18 protein-coding genes, 1 pseudogene and 2 riboswitches are annotated in these 16,678 nt (G+C 63.0%); of the genes and pseudogenes, 9 read left to right on the top strand and 10 right to left on the bottom strand.

The genetic code is table 11. The annotated features are described in order from the left end of the window. Positions 1–6 precede the first annotated feature (6 nt). On the bottom strand, positions 7–966 hold the full coding sequence (locus tag E3T27_RS14735; RefSeq protein WP_104195593.1) for an Lrp/AsnC family transcriptional regulator: 960 nt from the start codon (positions 964–966) through the stop codon (positions 7–9). 105 nt (positions 967–1,071) lie between these two features. Here E3T27_RS14735 and E3T27_RS14730 point away from each other — a divergent pair, with 105 nt between their 5' ends. The 8 genes from E3T27_RS14730 to E3T27_RS14695 all read left to right on the top strand — a co-directional run bounded on the left by E3T27_RS14730 (position 1,072) and on the right by E3T27_RS14695 (position 8,172). Next, positions 1,072–1,827 (top strand): DUF5058 family protein, encoded by a 756-nt coding sequence (locus tag E3T27_RS14730; RefSeq protein WP_134573635.1) that lies wholly within the window; start codon positions 1,072–1,074, stop codon positions 1,825–1,827. A 23-nt stretch (positions 1,828–1,850) separates the two neighbouring features. Beyond that, entirely contained in the window at positions 1,851–2,576 is a 726-nt protein-coding gene (locus E3T27_RS14725) for a hypothetical protein (RefSeq protein ID WP_104195595.1), read from the top strand. Beyond that, positions 2,573–3,811, top strand: coding sequence for an amidohydrolase (locus tag E3T27_RS14720; RefSeq protein ID WP_134573633.1), 1,239 nt, complete (start codon positions 2,573–2,575; stop codon positions 3,809–3,811). The genes E3T27_RS14725 and E3T27_RS14720 overlap by 4 nt, the downstream gene beginning before the upstream one ends. Beyond that, entirely contained in the window at positions 3,808–5,064 is a 1,257-nt protein-coding gene (locus E3T27_RS14715; protein ID WP_134573631.1) for a Zn-dependent hydrolase, read from the top strand. The genes E3T27_RS14720 and E3T27_RS14715 overlap by 4 nt, the downstream gene beginning before the upstream one ends. A 57-nt stretch (positions 5,065–5,121) precedes the next feature. Next, positions 5,122–5,292 (top strand): hypothetical protein, encoded by a 171-nt coding sequence (locus E3T27_RS16785; protein WP_198416541.1) that lies wholly within the window; start codon positions 5,122–5,124, stop codon positions 5,290–5,292. 80 nt (positions 5,293–5,372) lie between these two features. Continuing rightward, positions 5,373–5,482, top strand: a riboswitch (TPP riboswitch). Positions 5,483–5,521: 39 nt separating this feature from the next. Then, on the top strand, positions 5,522–6,583 hold the full coding sequence (locus E3T27_RS17080; RefSeq protein WP_134573629.1) for an ABC transporter substrate-binding protein: 1,062 nt from the start codon (positions 5,522–5,524) through the stop codon (positions 6,581–6,583). After that, positions 6,573–7,385, top strand: coding sequence for an ABC transporter permease (locus tag E3T27_RS14700; RefSeq protein WP_134573627.1), 813 nt, complete (start codon positions 6,573–6,575; stop codon positions 7,383–7,385). Before E3T27_RS17080 ends, E3T27_RS14700 begins: the two co-directional genes overlap by 11 nt. Next, entirely contained in the window at positions 7,378–8,172 is a 795-nt protein-coding gene (locus tag E3T27_RS14695) for an ABC transporter ATP-binding protein (protein WP_134573626.1), read from the top strand. Before E3T27_RS14700 ends, E3T27_RS14695 begins: the two co-directional genes overlap by 8 nt. On the opposite strand, the gene E3T27_RS14690 is transcribed toward E3T27_RS14695, so the two are convergent. The 4 genes and pseudogenes from E3T27_RS14690 to E3T27_RS16660 form a co-directional block, all read right to left on the bottom strand. Then, positions 8,169–9,485, bottom strand: coding sequence for an LLM class flavin-dependent oxidoreductase (locus E3T27_RS14690; RefSeq protein WP_134573624.1), 1,317 nt, complete (start codon positions 9,483–9,485; stop codon positions 8,169–8,171). The genes E3T27_RS14695 and E3T27_RS14690 overlap by 4 nt on opposite strands. A gap of 13 nt (positions 9,486–9,498) precedes the next feature. Continuing rightward, positions 9,499–10,263, bottom strand: a complete 765-nt coding sequence (locus tag E3T27_RS14685) for a 3-oxoacyl-ACP reductase (protein WP_134573622.1) — start codon at positions 10,261–10,263, stop codon at positions 9,499–9,501. A 56-nt stretch (positions 10,264–10,319) separates the two neighbouring features. Further along, positions 10,320–10,420: riboswitch (TPP riboswitch) on the bottom strand. Positions 10,421–10,494: 74 nt separating this feature from the next. After that, a pseudogene (locus E3T27_RS17405) lies at positions 10,495–10,619 on the bottom strand (Tn3 family transposase); the annotation flags it as partial. Between the two features lie 37 nt (positions 10,620–10,656). Further along, entirely contained in the window at positions 10,657–11,088 is a 432-nt protein-coding gene (locus E3T27_RS16660) for a MarR family winged helix-turn-helix transcriptional regulator (RefSeq protein WP_277612407.1), read from the bottom strand. 135 nt (positions 11,089–11,223) lie between these two features. Here E3T27_RS16660 and E3T27_RS14675 point away from each other — a divergent pair, with 135 nt between their 5' ends. Continuing rightward, a complete protein-coding gene (locus tag E3T27_RS14675) occupies positions 11,224–12,312 on the top strand; it encodes a substrate-binding domain-containing protein (protein ID WP_241992268.1) in 1,089 nt (362 codons plus the stop codon). 80 nt (positions 12,313–12,392) lie between these two features. Here the strand turns inward: E3T27_RS14675 and fmdA (E3T27_RS14670) are convergent, their stop codons facing one another. The 5 genes from fmdA (E3T27_RS14670) to E3T27_RS14650 form a co-directional block, all read right to left on the bottom strand. Further along, the gene (fmdA, locus tag E3T27_RS14670; protein ID WP_134573618.1) at positions 12,393–13,643 is read right to left on the bottom strand and encodes a formamidase; all 1,251 of its coding nucleotides are present in this window, start codon (positions 13,641–13,643) and stop codon (positions 12,393–12,395) included. A 47-nt stretch (positions 13,644–13,690) separates the two neighbouring features. Next, positions 13,691–13,975, bottom strand: a complete 285-nt coding sequence (locus tag E3T27_RS17400) for an FmdB family zinc ribbon protein (RefSeq protein ID WP_420898071.1) — start codon at positions 13,973–13,975, stop codon at positions 13,691–13,693. Between the two features lie 166 nt (positions 13,976–14,141). Beyond that, complete coding sequence (gene fmdA / locus E3T27_RS14660; RefSeq protein WP_134573616.1) at positions 14,142–15,398, bottom strand: formamidase; 1,257 nt, start codon at positions 15,396–15,398, stop codon at positions 14,142–14,144. A 36-nt stretch (positions 15,399–15,434) separates the two neighbouring features. Next, positions 15,435–15,668 carry a zinc ribbon domain-containing protein gene (locus E3T27_RS14655; protein WP_241992273.1) on the bottom strand — a complete coding sequence of 78 codons (234 nt, stop codon included), beginning with the start codon at positions 15,666–15,668 and terminating at the stop codon, positions 15,435–15,437. A 66-nt stretch (positions 15,669–15,734) separates the two neighbouring features. Next, positions 15,735–16,367, bottom strand: coding sequence for an AmiS/UreI family transporter (locus E3T27_RS14650; protein WP_134573612.1), 633 nt, complete (start codon positions 16,365–16,367; stop codon positions 15,735–15,737). Positions 16,368–16,678 lie beyond the last annotated feature (311 nt).

The following is a 16,678-nucleotide window of genomic DNA, read 5'->3' as shown; positions in this document are numbered from 1 at the left end:
AGGTGTTCAGATTCGCGCGGGCTGCAGCACTCGTCCGCCACGTTTGAAAGCCTCGAGCAGCAGACTGACATCAATCGATTTGGTGTGAGCAACCCAGGGTGCGGACGTCACGCAGGCATAGAGGGCGGCTTGGTCCTTCGCGGTGACATTCGCGACGATCTGGTAGTCACCGGCGACCGCGGCTGCGTACCTCACCAGCGGCGAGGCCGCGAGGTCTCGGCCGACCGCCTCGACGTTCTTCGGGTCGCTGCGGATCCACAAAAACGCTTCGACCGGAAGCCCGACACTCGCCGGTTCAACGACCGCCCGAATGTAAACATGGTTGTTCTGCAGCAGCCATTCCGTGCGGCGGCGGGCCGTGGCGTTGGACACACCAGTCAGGCGGGCCAACCGTTCGCAGGACACCCGACCGTCTTGGCAAAGCGCCTCCACGATCTCGTTGTCGACCCGGCTCAGCCGCTGCGGCTCCTGCAGACTCCACGTGTCGGTCGTTACACCGGCCCGCAGGGCATCCGCTTCGACCTCCGTCAGCAAGTCAGGCTGCCAGCCGCGGATGGTGCGAAAGTAGTGCATCACGGGGTAGCTGACTGCGCGCACCAAGCCGACCGTACCGGGGATCTCGTCCGTGAGCAGCGCCGGCATCAGATCGGCCTCGGTCAGCACTTCGGCGACACAATCCACGCCGCCGGTCATTGTGTAAGAGAAGGTCGAATCCCGACGCTGCGCCAGTGCGTTTGCGGTCGCGCGAGTGGTGCCCGGCGCGGTCTGCACGCGGATGATCACCGATGTGGATTGTGGGCGGAGTCCGGCAACCTGCACCAGCCGGGCTTCGATCAGTTCACAGCCTCGGCGGGCGACAGTGCGTTCCGGTTCGCCGAGCACTTCGGCGATTTGGCTCCAAGATCTGCGCCCGTCGAACTGCAGCGCGGCCGCGATCCGCCGCTCCAGGGGATCCAGTAGCCGCACAATCCACCTCTGCTCGTACGCCGTTCCTTGACAATACAAGGAGTTCCTTAGCGCCGAACCTATCATCACGCACCGCCCCACCCGCATTTCAGCTCTGGAGCACTTATGATCACATCTCTGCCCGGTGACCCTGGCTCAACCGACATCCTCGCCATCGCCAACCTGCCAATCCTGTGGATTTTAGCTGTCGGCGTGTTCGCCGCCATCATCCTGCAAACGGTCGTGTACGTACGTGCGGCCCGGATCGCCGCGCCGGCGGCCGGCATCAGCTCGGCCGAGCTGAAAACCTCTTTCCGCGCCGGCGCCGTGGCCGCCATTGGCCCCTCCCTGGCGGTAGTGCTCGTCAGCGTGGCCCTGCTCAGCCTGTTCGGAACCCCGGCTGTGCTGGTGCGCGTCGGTCTGGTCGGGTCGGCTGCCACCGAGACTGCCTCGGCCAGTATTGCCGCCACCACCATGGGAGCAGCCCTTGGCGACGCGAGTTACACCCAGAGCGTGTTCGCCGTCGCATTTATGGCGATGAGTCTCTCCGGCGCCATGTGGATGATCGCCACACTGGTGCTGACCCCGCTGCTCAGACGCGGCGACTCTCGGCTGCGCAGCGTGAACCCCGCCCTGATGGCCATCATTCCCGCTGCGGCTCTCCTCGGAGCGTTCGCGAGCCTCGGTATCGGAGAGCTCGGCAAAACTCCCGTGCACATCCTGACCGTTCTCACCTCGGCCGCGGTGATGGGGATGTGCCTGTTCCTGGCACACCGTTTCAACGTGGCTTGGCTGCGCGAATGGGGTCTTGGTTTTTCCATCGTGATCGGGCTCTTCGTCGCATACTCCCTGCACACCACCGGCCTCACGCCGGGCGCCTGACTCCAACCTCAAGAAAGGTCAGCATGTCCTCCACAACAGTGATCTCCACGCCGTCCGCCGTTTTGGCGACCTTCGACCGCACGACCAGCCGCTGGGGTCGGCTCACCATGATCGCCGCATTGGTCATGTCGCTCGCCGCGCCGCTCTACCTGGTGCTGTTCGCCGACCTTGGCATCACGCAGACACAGGTCTGGATCGCTTTTCTGGCCGTTGCCGCGGTGTTCTCGGTGCTGTGGGTGGTCGAACCGATCACCTACTACCCGATCCTTGGCCCGGCGGCGATGTACCAGGCGTTCATGATCGGTAACATCGCCAACAAGCTGCTTCCCTCTGCTCTGGTCGCCCAGGCGGCCATCGGCGCTAAGGCTGGCACCAAGCGCGGCGAATTCTCAGCCCTGATGGCCATCTGCGGCGCGGCAATGGTGCACGTGTTCTTCATGCTGGTATTCGTCGGCCTACTGGGTTCCTGGCTTGTCAATATCGTGCCAGCCGACGTCACCGACGTTGCGCGCCTGTACATCTTCCCCAGCATCATCGGCGGGGTCATCGTGCAGCTCGTAGTGTCCTTGAAACAACCTCGCGTCACGCTTATCGCCATCGGCACAGCCGGGTTCGTCTTCTTCGTGCTCGTGCCCGCCATCCCCACCATCGCAAACCTCGCCACCGGAATCACCGTCGTCACCACCGCCGTGCTGGCCTGGTTCCTGCGCAGCAAACCCCGTTCCGACTCCACGAAAGAGATCTCATGACCGTGACCCTCCTCCCGACTGATGACACCACGACCCGCACAATGCAGGAGCTGTACCGGCACCTGCACGCGCATCCGGAACTGTCCATGCAGGAGACCGAGACCTGTGCGTTCCTCACCCGGCGCCTTGACGACCTCGGACTCGAGACCTTCCGCTGCGGCGGGACCGGCGTCGTCGGTATCCTGCGCAACGGCGCCGGTCCCACGGTCGCCTACCGCGCCGACACCGACGGCCTGCCGATCCAGGAAGAAACCGGACTCGACTACGCGAGCACCGCCCGCGGCACCCTGGCCGACGGCACCGACGTGCCCGCGATGCACGGGTGTGGCCACGACACTCACATGACAGTCGCGCTGACACTGGCCGAGCACCTCGTTACCCACCCGTCCGCTTGGGCAGGCACCGTCGTGTTCATCTTCCAGCCCGGGGAAGAGACCGGGGCGGGAGCGGTAGCCATGCTCGCTGACGGACTGTGGGATCGCGCCCCCCGCCCCGAGATCGTTTACGGCCAGCACGTATGGCCCGGCCTTGCCGGCACCGTCGACATCAGCAGCGGCGTGGCGATGGCCATGGCCGATTCCTGGAAGGTGACCGTGCACGGCCGCCAGGCCCACGGCTCCCAGCCCGATCAGTCGATCGACCCGATCGTGCTCGGTGCTCACATGATCGTGCGTCTGCAGACCATCGTGTCGCGCGAGGTGCACCCGATGAAGGCCGCCGTGGTCACGGTCGGCACCTTCCACGGCGGACTCAAGGAAAACATCATCCCCGCCACTGCCGAGTTCACCGTCAACGTGCGCACCTTTGACGTCGAGGTGCGCACCCGCGTACTGGACTCGCTGCGCCGCATCATCGCGGCCGAAGCACAGGCATCCGGAGCCCCCGAACCTGTGATCGAGGTGCTCTCCACATTTCCCCGCTGCTACAACGACCCGGCGGCGACCCAACAGCTGATCACTGAGCTCGGCGGCGCCCTCGGAACGAACTGCGTCATCGAGGTGCCGCCGGTGATGGGCAGTGAGGACTTCGGACTGCTCGCCGAGGCCATCGGCGTGCCCTCGGTGTATTGGATGTTCGGCGGCTATTCCCAGCAGACCATCGACGCAACCGATTCCGTCGCCGGCAACCACTCCCCTCACTTCGCCCCGGACTCCGAGCCGGCCTTGGCAGCCGGGCTCACCGCCGCCCTCACCGCAGTCCTGTCGCGGGTCGGCACGCCGGGCGGCACCGCATGAATGCCGCAACAGCCCGACTCTCGGTCAACGGGCCCCGACTGGTCGCTGACCTCAAGGCCCTCGGCAGCATCGGCCGCGGGCCGGGCGGTGGCCTGGATCGCACGTCCTTCTCGGCTGCGGATGGCGAGGCCCGCGCATGGTTGCTCGGGCGCTGCGCCGATGCCGGTCTCAGCGCGGAAGTGGACGGCATCGGCAACATCGTCGTATCGCCCGACTATGACGACCACACCGCCGGCCGGCCCGCCGTGTGGTCCGGGTCGCACATCGACACCGTGCCCAACGGAGGCGCCTTCGACGGGGCGCTCGGCGTGCTCGCCGCGCTGGAATGCCTGCGCCGCATCCAAGAGGAACGCCCAGCTCTGGACCGACCGGTGCGGGCGGTCATGTTCACCGACGAGGAGGGCAACTATGCTCACCTGTTCGGGTCGAGCGCACTCGCGCGAGGATTTTCCCGCACCGAGCTGGAGTCGCTCACCGGTCGGGACGGCGACCGGTTCGCCGACACATTCGCAGCCGCCGGCGGCAACCTCGATGCGGCCACGGCGACCAAGTTAGACCCCGCCGCGCTGCACGCCACGGTGGAGCTGCACATCGAGCAGGGACCGACGCTCGAGCAGCTCGGGCACGACATCGGCGTGGTCACCGGCATCGTGGCGCTCGGCGGCGGCGTGGTGTCGTTCCGGGGCCGGGCCGACCATGCCGGGACCACCCCGATGGACCGGCGCCGCGACGCCCTCACTGCCGCCGGCGCGCTGCTCGTGGCGTTGCCCGAAGTGGCTTCACGCGTGAGCGAGCGCGCCGTCGTCACCTCGGGCATCGTGATGGTCGAGCCGGGGAGCGCCAACGTGATCCCCGGGCTGGCCCGGGTCACGGTGGATTTCCGGGAAGCGGAGGCGGATCTGGTGGACACGTTGCAGACAACCATCGTGGATGTGGCCCGGGAGATCGCCCTGCGCTACGAGGTCGCAGTGGAGTGCGATTTTGAGGTCACGATCCCGCCGGTCCAGCTCGACGCCACCATCCAGGCAACCATCGCCACCGCGGCCGCCGCGCGCGGGCTATTGTACAGCTCGCTGCCGTCCGGGGCCGGCCATGACTCGCAAAACATGGCTCAGCTGGCGCCGACGGGCATGATCTTCGTGCCGAGCATCGATGGCCGCAGCCACTGCCCCGAGGAGAACACTGCCTGGATCGACGTGGAGAACGGTGCGAACGTGCTGCTCGATACCCTGCTATGCCTCGCCCGCGATTGACGGTCCCGCTTTGCTCGTATCGGATAGTGGAACCCACGTGACAGCGCGCGCCTGACGATGCCATCCGCGCGTACCGAGAAACATCCCGGTCCGGGCTATATCTACGACGTCGCATCCGGGTGCCTGATCGAGGTACCGGCGGCCACAGCAGCAGGATCGGCACAGGAGCGGACATCACTGCGCCTGATCGAGGTTCTGGTGGTGACCTCGTCGGAGTCGTCATGGTGATGTTCGAAGACTTGGTATGCAGGCATTGAGTGTGAACCAAAACGTTGTTCGTCCAGGCTTGATCTTTTTTTGGTTACACTCATCTTGAACACGGGAGTCCGGTGAGCCGGGCTGAGAGGAAGATTATCAATCTTCGACCGTCGAACCTGATCTGGATCATGCCAGCGCAGGGAGGCAATTTTCTCACATCCCGTGCCCTGATATTTCTGCAATCAAGGAGGGCACGACAATGCAACTATCTCTATCCAAAAGTGCGCCGTCGCGGTGGGTGACGGTGGTCGCGCTGGCTCTTGCCGCGGCGACAGTTCTGAGCGGCTGCGCCTCAGACTCGGCGACAGGCACCGACTCGTCTATCGCGTTGACTCCGGTGGCCTTCGCCTTGGACTGGACACCGAATACCAATCACACCGGGCTGTATGTCGCTCTTGAGAAGGGCTACTTCACGCAGGCGGGGCTTGAGGTGAGGGTGCTTCCCTACAGCCAGTCATCCCCCGACGCACTCATCAACGCCGGGTCAGCTGACTTCGGTATCAGCTTCCAGCACGCGGCCACCTTCGCGGCGGCAGCGGGCGTGCGTAACATCTCGGTGATGTCGGTGCTGCAGCACGACGCTACGGCGATCGGGGTCCTGGCCAGCCGCGACGACATTCGCAGCCCCAAGGACCTCGACGGCAAGACCCTCGGCATGGCAGATCCCAGCACAACTTTTCCCACCGAGGCTTCGGACGTGATCAAGAACGATGGTGGAACGGGCGAGTTCAAGAAAATCACGCTGGGCACCTCCGCCTATGAGGCCCTCTATGCCGGCAAAGTTGACTTCACCTCGGCATTCACCACCTGGGAGGGTATCGATGCCGCTCTTCGTGGCACCCCGATGAAGTTCTTTGCTCTGCAGGATTATGGCGTACCGGACCAATACTCGGTGATCGTCGAGGCAAACCGGGCCTGGACAGCCAAGCACCCCACCGCCACTGCTCAGTTCGTTCAGGCCCTGCAACAGGGCTACCAGTTCGCGGCCGATAATCCAGATGCCGCGGCGAAGATTTTGATCGATGCCAATCCCGGCGCCTTCGAAAACACGGAACTCGTTTACCAAAGCCAGAAAAAACTGAGCGCTTCCTACCTCAAAGATGCCAACGGTAAGGTGGGCACTCAGTCGGCAGACACTTGGCAGGAGCTGGCCGATTTCCTCTACGGTGCCGGCCTCTTGGCCGACGAAGACGGCAAACCGCTCACGGCATCGCTGGACACGTCGACATTGTTCACCGAGCGCTACCTTAGTGAAAAATAGCATCACCGTGAAGCCGGCTCCAGCGCCCCGCACGAGGGTACTCTCGGCGCTCGCGCCTCCTGCCGCGATCCTCGCCGCGCTCGTGATCACCTGGCAGGTGGCGGTAACGGTCGGTGGAGTGCAACCGGCGATTTTGCCCTCCCCGCAGCGCATTCTTCAGCAGGGCTGGGAGGCCCGCACCGCGATCTGGGAGAATACGCTCCCTACCCTGCAAGAAACGTTTCTCGGCTTCGCCGTCTCCCTGACCGTCGCTTGGACGCTGGCGATCCTGATCGATTTTTCGCCCGGGCTACGGCGAGCGCTGGTACCACTGCTGGTGGCATCCCAAGCCATACCCATCATCGCGATCGCGCCGCTGATGGTTATCTGGTTCGGGTTCGGAATGCTGCCCAAAGTCATCGTCATCGCCCTGGTGACATTCTTTCCGGTCACGGTCGGACTGATTGACGGTTTCAACCGCACCGATCGAGACGCGATCAATCTGCTGCGCAGCATGGGGGCCAACCGGTGGAAGCAGTTCGTGTACGTGCGTCTTCCGTCGGCGCTTCCCTCGTTCTTCACAGCCCTCCGAATCGGAATCGCCTACGCCGTCACCGGTGCCATTTTTGCCGAGTATGTCGGCGCCGAGCGAGGCCTGGGCATTTATATGGCGATGATGAAGAACTCGTTTCGCACCGATCTTGTGTTGGCGGCCGTTGCGGTGACCGCGTTCGTGAGCGTGTGCCTGTTTCTGTTGACCTATGTCGCCGAACGGGCGATCATCCCTTGGCACTCGAAGGAACGCAGGAGCCGGCATGGTTGAGGCAACGCCCCCGAAGATCGAATTGCGCGGAATATGCAAGTCGTTTCCGCTCGGCCACGGGCAGGTACGGTCGGTCCTCGACGACGTCGCCTTCTCGGCGCAGCCGGGTGAATTCGTTGCCGTGATCGGTCCGAGCGGATGCGGCAAGAGCACCATGTTCAACATCATGGCCGGCCTGGAGACGGCCAGTTCCGGCGAGATCCTCGTCGACGGGGATGTCGTCACCGGTCAACATGAACACTTCGCCTATATGCCGCAGAAAGATTTGTTGTTCCCCTGGCGCAGCATTCTGGAGAACACATCCCTCGGCCTCGAGGTTGCGGGGGAAACAAAGAAGATCGCCCGAGCACGGGCGGCCAGTCTCTTTCCAGCCTTCGGCCTGTCTGGTTTTGAAGATGCACATCCTTTCGAACTCTCCGGGGGCATGCGCCAGCGCGCGGCCTTGCTGCGCACCGTGGTGCAGGGCAGAGATGTCCTGCTGCTGGACGAACCCTTCGGGGCTCTGGACTCCCTCACCCGCACGGACATGCAGTCCTGGTTGCAGGGGGTGTGGTCCCAAAACGCCTGGACTGCGGTGCTGATCACCCACGACATCCGTGAGGCCATCTACCTCGCCGACCGGGTGGTCGTTCTCAGTGCGCGGCCGGCATCCGTGCGGCTGAACCTGACCATCGACCTGCCACGGCCGCGCGCGCTGTCGATGACCACCTCAGCAGAGTTCGCCGGATACGAACGCACACTCCTGGCGACCCTGCACGAGGAAACCCGCTCGTCCAGTGCACCCTAAGCGTCAGCGCCGACCGTGGGGCGTTGTAGCCCCAGATGCCCACGCAAGGTATCGGCGGTGTAGCGGGTGCGGAACAGACCGCGCCGTTGCAACACAGGGATCACCCGGTCCACGAACTCGTCCAAGGATTCCGGCAGCAGCGGCGGCATGACATTGAAGCCGTCTGCGGCACCGGAATGAAACCACAACTCGATTTGGTCGGCGATCTGCTCCGGCGTTCCGACCATGGTGCAATGCCCACCGCCGGCGGCAAGCCGGCCCAGTAACTGCCTGACCGTGGGCTGCTCAGCCTGGATAATTCGTAGGATGGTCGCATACCGGCCCTGAGGCCCGGTGAAGCCTGCCAGCGGCGGCAGCGGCGGCACCGGCGCATCCAAGTCCCAGTTACTGCAATCCTGTTGCACGAACGTTCTCAGCTGCGCGAGCGACTGCTCGGTCGGTAGGAGGGCGTCGACCTCCGCCTGCTTCGCCTGCGCCTGCGCTTGTGTGGACCCGACATAAGTGACGAGTCCGGGCATGATCAACACCGCATCCGGATCGCGGCCGGCTTCGGTAATGCGCCTCTTCACATCTTGGTAATACTCCTGCGCGCTGGCGAGGTCATAGGCCACCGCATAGATTCCTTCGGCATAACGGGCGGCCAGCGCCCGGCCAGGGTCGGAAGCGCCAGCCTGGAACAATACCGGTCGACCTTGCGGCGGGCGCGGCACCGTCAGCGGACCGTCCACCCGGAAGTGTTCGCCGGAGTGGCCGATCGCTCGCACCCGGGTCGGGTCAGCATAAACACCTCCGCGGTCCAGGACCAAAGCATCGTCCTCCCACGAATCCCACAATTTCAGTGCCACCTCGATGAACTCCGCTGCCCGGCTGTAGCGCTGATCATGGGAGGGCAGCACGTCCATCCCATGGTTGCGGGCTTCGGCGTCAAACATGGAGGTTACCACGTTCCAGCCGATGCGCCCCTTACTGATGTGATCCAACGATGCAAGCATGCGCGCCGCGTGGAAGGGCGTGTAAAAGGATGCCGAGACGGTGCTGACCAGCCCGATGCGGCTCGTCGCCCGCGCCATCGCGGCCATCGCGGTCAACGGCTCAAGAAACCACCGCGGGCCGGTACTCACATCACCGACGGCATGCCCGTCGGCGAAGAACACGGCGTCAAAGAACCCACGTTCAGCGCTTTGGGCGAGCCGTTCATAGAAACTGATGTCTCCCAACTGGTCGGCGGGCGACTGCGGCCGCCGCCAAGCGGCACCGTGGTGGCCACAACCCATGAGGAATGCATTGAAGTGAAGCTGGCGCGGAGCTGACATGAGCGGCGCGCCCCTAGTTCATCACCAGGCCGCCGTCGACCACCAGGTTCTGCCCGGTGACCGACCGCGCCCAGGGGGAAGCAAAAAAAAGTACCGCATCGGCAAATTCGTCGGGGGTTGTCACCCTGCGCAGCGGGGTGGACGCGGCAATGAAGTCGAACACGTCCTCGGGGGTGGCTGCGCTGGCATCCGTGGTGCGCAACAGCCCCCCGGAGACCATGTTCACCGCGATGTTGTGCGGGCCAAGGTCTGAGGCAAGGGTGCGGGTCAACGAGAGCAGTGCGGCCTTGGAGGCCGTGTAGTCGTGGTACGGCACCACCGGGTTTTGGAATAGGTTCGTGCCGATGTTGATAATGCGGCCAAACCCGGCCTCGCGCATGCCGGCCAGCGCCTGCTGGGTCGTGTTCAGGGCACCGCGGACACTGCCAGAGAACTGCGCCTCAAACTCGTCCCAACTGATGTCGGCAGCGCCGGAGCGGGCATCGCCGTTGAATTGGAAATCGGCCAACGCGTTATTGACCACCGTCGTCACGGGGGCCCCGAAATGTGCCTGAGCCTGCGTGAATATTGCCGCGACCTGGGCTCGGTCGGTGACGTCGGCCCGCACAGCAAAAGCGTGTTCAGGGCCGTAGCTGGCAGCCAGGGTCTCCGCCGCTGCGGCGCTGTTGCGATAGTTAATGACCACCCGGGCGCCCTGAGCCGCGAAAGCGTGCACGATGCTTGTACCCAAGCCGCGTGCACCGCCGGTGACCAGGACAATCTGTTCTGCTATTTGCATGATTTTCTTCACCTTAGGTAAGGCGAAAGGACGAGATTCGGCACCACTCTGGTACACGAAATTCTCCGTGACATCCCTTCGCTAGTTCGAACTAGATCAGGTTCAACGGGTGTCATCTCAGCCGACCGTCATCCAGTCGGCACCCCGTGTCGCTGGGACCGAGTATACGCAACCGCCGGTACCGGCAAATTCGCGTCCCAAGCCTGAACTCATCAACTGCCGCGCTGGTCGACTTTGTCGACAGTGCTTTTCCTCGAAGGACCGGTCGCGGATCTCTCCGAAGCGGTCGAAGAACATAGCCTGGGCTACGTCTTTCGGGCCTCGCCCTTGTTCAGTCCCGCTGTGATTTTGCGGCGAAAGTTTGGGATGGCGGAAGCTAGTGAGAGGGCATCCCTAAATAGTTGGGCGGTTCTGGGCGGTGCCCCCGACGAGGTGCGCCAGCAGGCGGATGAGCTCTCGGTTCTCCTTCGGTGACAGATGGGAGGTCACCTCGGCCTCCGCCTCATGGATCAGAGGAAGCAGCTCTCGTACGACGGAGCGTCCCCGCTTGGAGAGATAAGCCAGTACTCGGCGGCGATCCGCGGAGTCGACGTTGCGATAGCAGAGCGCCATCTCGATAAGTTGATCGACCACTCGCGTCAGCGTTGGCCCCGTGATATTCGTCGCCGCCGCCAATTCGGCCATCGGCGAAGCCGTGTGGTCGAAGAGATATGACAGCACGCGCCACTGGTCGAGGCTAATCCCGTGTCCTCGAAGTCGACGTTCAATGTGCCCCGTAAACAGCTGGTTTGCTTGAGAAACAAGCTGGATGTTCGGTCCGTCCACGGGTAGAGTCGCGCCGTCGGAGGGTGACGCTTGCACTTTCTTCCTTTCCAACCGGAACGAACACCGTTCAATAGGATACTTTTTACTCAAGACCTAGTCGAAGTTATTCATTTGCACGCGAACAAGGGTGTTCTCTTGGCAAAGTATAAGCGCCGACACCGACACAGCGCTCCGGTCCTCGATGACACGATACGAATCGGGTTGGCCGTTCCTCTGCAAGGGCCGGCTGGAATATTCGGGCCGTCGTGCGAGGCCATAGCCGAATTGTGCGTTTCCAAGCTGAACAAGACGGGGCTGCTCGGCCGTCGAGTGGAGATCGAGACCATCGATGCGGGGGCGCCGCCCCCCGAGATCGCCCAGACCGTGGCGAAGCTGATCGATCGTGGGCGTATCCAAGCGCTGACGGGCTGGCACATCTCATCCGTGAGAAGTCATCTCGTTCCGGTTATGGCGGGCCGTATCCCGTACGTCTACACCTCCTTGTACGAGGGCGGGGAGCGTCATCCCGGAGTCTTCTGCTCGGGAGAGACTCCCCCGATGCAGATCGCGCCCGCCCTGTCCTGGCTGCGCGATCAGCTCGGAGTGCGCAGCTGGTTCATCGTGGGTGATGACTATGTGTGGCCGCGTCGTTCGGCGACCGCGGCGATGAGCTACGCGAGGGCGCTGGGCTTGCAGGTGGTCGGCTCGCAGTTCGTTCAATTGGGCACGGAGGACTTCGCACCCCTGGTCAGGCGGCTCATCCGTTCCGGAGCAGACGGTGTGCTCATGTTCCTGGTCGGGCAAGATGCCGTTGCTTTCAATCGCGCCTTCGCACGCGAACACATGCAGCACCGCGTCATCCGCTTTTCACCGCTCATGGAGGAGAACATGCTGATCGCGTCCGGCCCCGGTGCGATCGACGAGATGTACGTCTCCGCTGGCTATTTTCGCTCGCTGTCAACGGCAGGCTCGCTCGATCTCGTCGGCGAGTACACCGACAACTTTGGAGCGGATGCGCCTCCGCTAAACAACCAAGCTGAGTCCTGCTACGAGGGCATCACCGTTTTGGCGAGCCTGATTCGTGCCGCGCAGTGCCTCGACGTGTACTGCCTGACCGCGGTATCGGAGGGGGTCGGTTACGACGGTCCACGGGGAGCCGTCGAGTTGAGGAGCGGCCATCTTCAGCAGAAGGTGCACTTGGCGCGGGCCACCGTGGCAGATTTCGACGTGATCACGACCCTCTGAGAGGGCCGCGATCACATCGAGCGGATGGTACGGCGCCGATCCATCCGGTGTTGTGCTGGATCGGCCTCGCGTCGATTCGCTCAGGAGGAGGCGACGGCCACTTGTCCTCGGTCAGTGTAGATCGGTCCGTCACCGTTCGGACGCACATCGAAATCGAAGATCTCGGTCGGAAGGAACACCGAACAAGCCGCATTCGGGATGTCGACAACGCCGCCGATGCGACCCTCGATGGGGGACGTGCCGAGGATCAGGTACGCCTGCTCTCCGGTGTAACCCCACTTGGTCAGGTATTCGATCGCGTTCAGACAGGCGTTGCGGTAGGCCTCGGTGGCGTCCATGTACAGGTTTGTGTTGTCACGGTGATCGACCGAGATCCCCACGAATGTCAGCCACTCAGAGTACAGCGGCGCGACGCGCCCCGGCATGAAGACTGGGTTCCTGTGGATGCCGTACTTCTCCATTCCTCCCTTGATGAGGTCGACGCGCATATCGATGTAGCCACCCATTTCGATGGCACCACAAAAATTGATCTCGCCGTCGCCCTGGCTGAAGTGCAGGTCACCACCCGAGAGCAGCGCACCGTCGACGAAGACCGGGTAGAAGATCCTGCTGCCCCGCGAGAGGTTCTTGATGTCCATGTTGCCGCCGTGCTCTCGGGGGGGAACGGTGCGCGCACCCACTCTGGCGATGCGGTCGGCCACGTCTCCGCTTGCCGTGCCTGCGAGCGTTCCACGGACCGTGGGTGGCAGTGCGAGTGCGGGAACACGGTGCGGGTCGGTGTCGATCAGCGCCTGCTCGCGACGGTTCCAGCTCGCTAGCAGATCGTGTGAGGGGGCCGTGCCGAAGAGTCCGGGGTGCGCGATGCCGGTGTACTTCACCCCGGGAACGTGACGCGATGTGCAGTTTTGGCCACTGAAATCCCAGATGGCCTTGTAGGCCTCGGGGTAATAGTCGGTCAAGAACCCGCCACCGTTGACCTTCGCGAAGATACCCGAGTAACCCCACCCTTCACCGCAGTTTTCGCCGACGGTCTGCGGAACCGGACCGATGTCGAGGATGTCGACAACGAGTAGATCGCCCGGCTCGGCCCCTTCGATTCTGATTGGTCCGGAGAGCATATGGCAGGGGTCGAGGTCGACATGGCGAACATCGTCCGCTGAGTCGTTGTTGCCGATCTGGCCGTCCGTCCACTCCTTACACTCGATGCGGAACTCGGCACCGGGTTTGACGGTCGCAGCCGCGGGAATGTCGGGATGCCAACGGTTGTGACCGGGAACGGCTTGCTGTGCCATGGGAAGGTTCTGATCGACGCTGAAAATGACTTCTGGCATGAGTGGTCCTTTGCTGAGTATCGAGTGAATGTGCAGGTGACGTGCCGTCAGTTCGTGGGGAGTCGCGGATAGCGCGGGTCGCGAACCGGCCCGCGCGACGCCCGTCTCGCGGACGGTACCGAGCGGACGACCTCGGGTACTTCACTGCTTCGCCCGGCCTGAATGAAGGCAGAGTCCAGTGCTCGTGAGCGAGACCCAAAATTAGGAGCGGTGAATACCCGAGCCGCATTCTGTCTACACTTCGGGCAGGACGTATCGGAGGTATTTCCGGTGAGGGAGAGATCGGCATCGAACTCTCCGCAATCGGGACAGCGAAACGAGTAAAGGGGGATGATTATCTCCTTTCTTTTTATTTAGTTTATATTCATTTGGAAGTAAATGTCCATTGTGATGCTCGATCGGATGGAGCCGGGTCTGTGGTCGACCGGGAGTCGAGCCGATACAGCTGAAGAGCGGCGTCAGCCTCCTGCTGCTGCTCGCCGGATCACCCGGCGCACCTCACCGGTTGGCCGCTCGCGGTGCACCGATTCCAGGATTGACCTGGAACGGCCCGACGGCTGACGGCTGCACGTCGAAATCGAAGATCGATGTGGGGATGTATACCGTCGAGCAGGAGTTCGGAATGTCGACCACGCCCGACAACCGGCCTTCAATGGGTGCGGCGCCGAGCAGCAGGTAGACCTGTTCTGGCGAGTACCCGAACTTGGTGAGGTAGTCGATGGCGTGCAGGCAGGCCCGCTGGTACGACAGGTGCGAGTCCAGATAGCGCTGTTCGCCGTCGAGCGTCACCGAGGTTCCGGAAAAGGCCAGCCACTGGCTGAACTGCGGTTCCACATTGCCCGGCATGAAGATGGCGTTCTCGCTCACCCCGTAGGTCTCCATGCCGCCCTTGATGATGTCCACGCGCAGCTCGATGAAACCGCCCATCTCGATAGCCCCGCAGAATGTGATCTCACCGTCGCCTTGAGAGAAGTGCAGGTCACCGAGTGAAAGGTTGGCGCCGTCCACGAACACCGGGTAGAAAATCCGGCTGCCCTTGGACAGGTTCTTGATGTCCTGGTTGCCCCCGTTTTCGCGTGGTGGTGCGGTGCGGGCGGCCTCTCCGGCTACCCGTGCGAACTCCGAGGGAGCGAGGGACCCCAGAACGGCGTGCTCGGCCTCCGGCGGAAGCGCAAGGGGCGGCACGCGGTGCGGGTTGGTGGCGATCAGGTCACCTTCGCGCTTGTTCCAGGTGGCCAGCAGCTTCGCTGACGGTGCCGTACCCATCAGCCCGGGATGGATGAGTCCGGTGAACGACACATTCGGGATGTGTCGTGAGGTTGCGGTCTGACCGGTGAAATCCCAAATGGCCTTGTACGCGTCGGGAAACTGATCGGTGAGAAAACCGCCGCCGTTGTTCCGCGCGAAAATTCCGGTGTATCCCCAGCCCTGCCCTGCGAGCGGTCCGGTGTCTTCCATGGGGATGGGTCCCACATCGAGAATGTCCACTACCAGCAGGTCTCCCGGTTGGGCGCCTTCCACGGCGAACGGGCCGCTGAGCTTGTGCACGGTCAGCAGCGGTGCGTTGAGAATGTCGTCGGCCGAGTCATCGTTCACGATGGCGCCGTCGAACCATTCGCGGCAATCCACCCGAAACGACGTGCCAGGCTTCACTGTGGCGACCGGCGGGATTTCGGGATGCCAGCGGTTGTGCCCCACCTTCTCCTGGTCCTCAAATTTTTTCGAAGAATCTAGCGGAAACAGCAGCTCGGGCATCTTGTTCTCCTTCTTCGGGTGCGTGCGAACGTGTAATTACGGTCGGGGAAGCTTTTTATGTAGCGGGTTTAACGTGTATTTCTGCGCGGGACCAGAACGCCGTCCGGGGGCGGGAGAGTTCACGACCGCGGGCTCGTGCGCGCTGCGCTTGGTGTCGTCTATGAGTCGAAATGCAGCCGAACTGGCCGTCGAGATCCCGGGCGCGCTCATGCGGCGCCGGGCGGTGCAGGCGCACGTCGGGCAGCTCACCAAATCGGGCACAGAACGCATCTCAAAGACGAGGTCGAAGTCCGCGCAGTCGGGGCACCGGTACTCGTAGATGGGCATGGTTCCCTTTCAGGTCACGATCAATGCGGGAGCAGATGCCGCAGGCGCCGCCGCGACTCTCGCCCGCCGTCCGATGACCATCGCCATCACGAGCGCGATCCCGCCAAGGGCTGCCATGCCGAGGGCCAGGGCAGTGTTCGACTCGTAACGGCCCAGCAGCAGAAAAAAGGCCGGAATGGTGGCCGTGAGGTGGCTGATCAAAATCGCGAACCACCCAGTCGTACGGGCCAAGGACTCTTTTCCCAGACCGAGCAGCAGGAAAAAGAAGAACCACAACACGGCCCAGATCCACCAGATCACGCCGAAAACCGTGTCGCCGAGCGTGAACTGAATGATGCCGATCACCAGCGCGCACGTCGACACGAACAAGGAGAACCAACCGAGCCCTTCTCCGCTCACGCCGGTCACCTGCAGAATGCCGACGTAGAGATACGTGAACCCAAAAAGATAGAGCCCCGCAGCCCCGAGGACGATCGCCGGATCATTATTCGCTTGGATCAGAATGATCGTTGGCAGCACGACCTGCATGCCACCGACAAAAAAGTTGAGAATGGCAGCCGACTTGCCGGGAATCACGCCGATGAGCATGAGCCCGTTGATAAAAAGAATGACCCCCACGTATAGCAGACCAACGTTACTCATAATTGGAGCCCTCCAACCTCAGTCATCAACGGCTGCATGGCCCGAATGTAGCGGAACGGACAGGATGGTGTCAACGATCTTGGTGACGCACCCTGCTGCAGCGGCGCGCTAAATGCAGGCGACCAACCGTGTTCTTAGAGCGCTTAAGAAACCCGGACAGTAGGACCTCGGCCCCACAAAGTGGATGAGCCCGACGGCATAAAGAGAGGACATCAGAACTACAGCGTCTTTCGCCTCAGACGCAGCGGATGGCGGAGCCACAGACCCGGTAACAGCGCAACGACCGCAGCCAACACGACGAACGGCAGCGA

Source organism: Cryobacterium lyxosi, assembly GCF_004403345.1.
GTDB lineage: Bacteria > Actinomycetota > Actinomycetes > Actinomycetales > Microbacteriaceae > Cryobacterium > Cryobacterium lyxosi.
The sequence above is the reverse complement of the archived record's forward strand: the minus strand, read 5'-3'. Positions and strand labels throughout refer to the sequence as shown.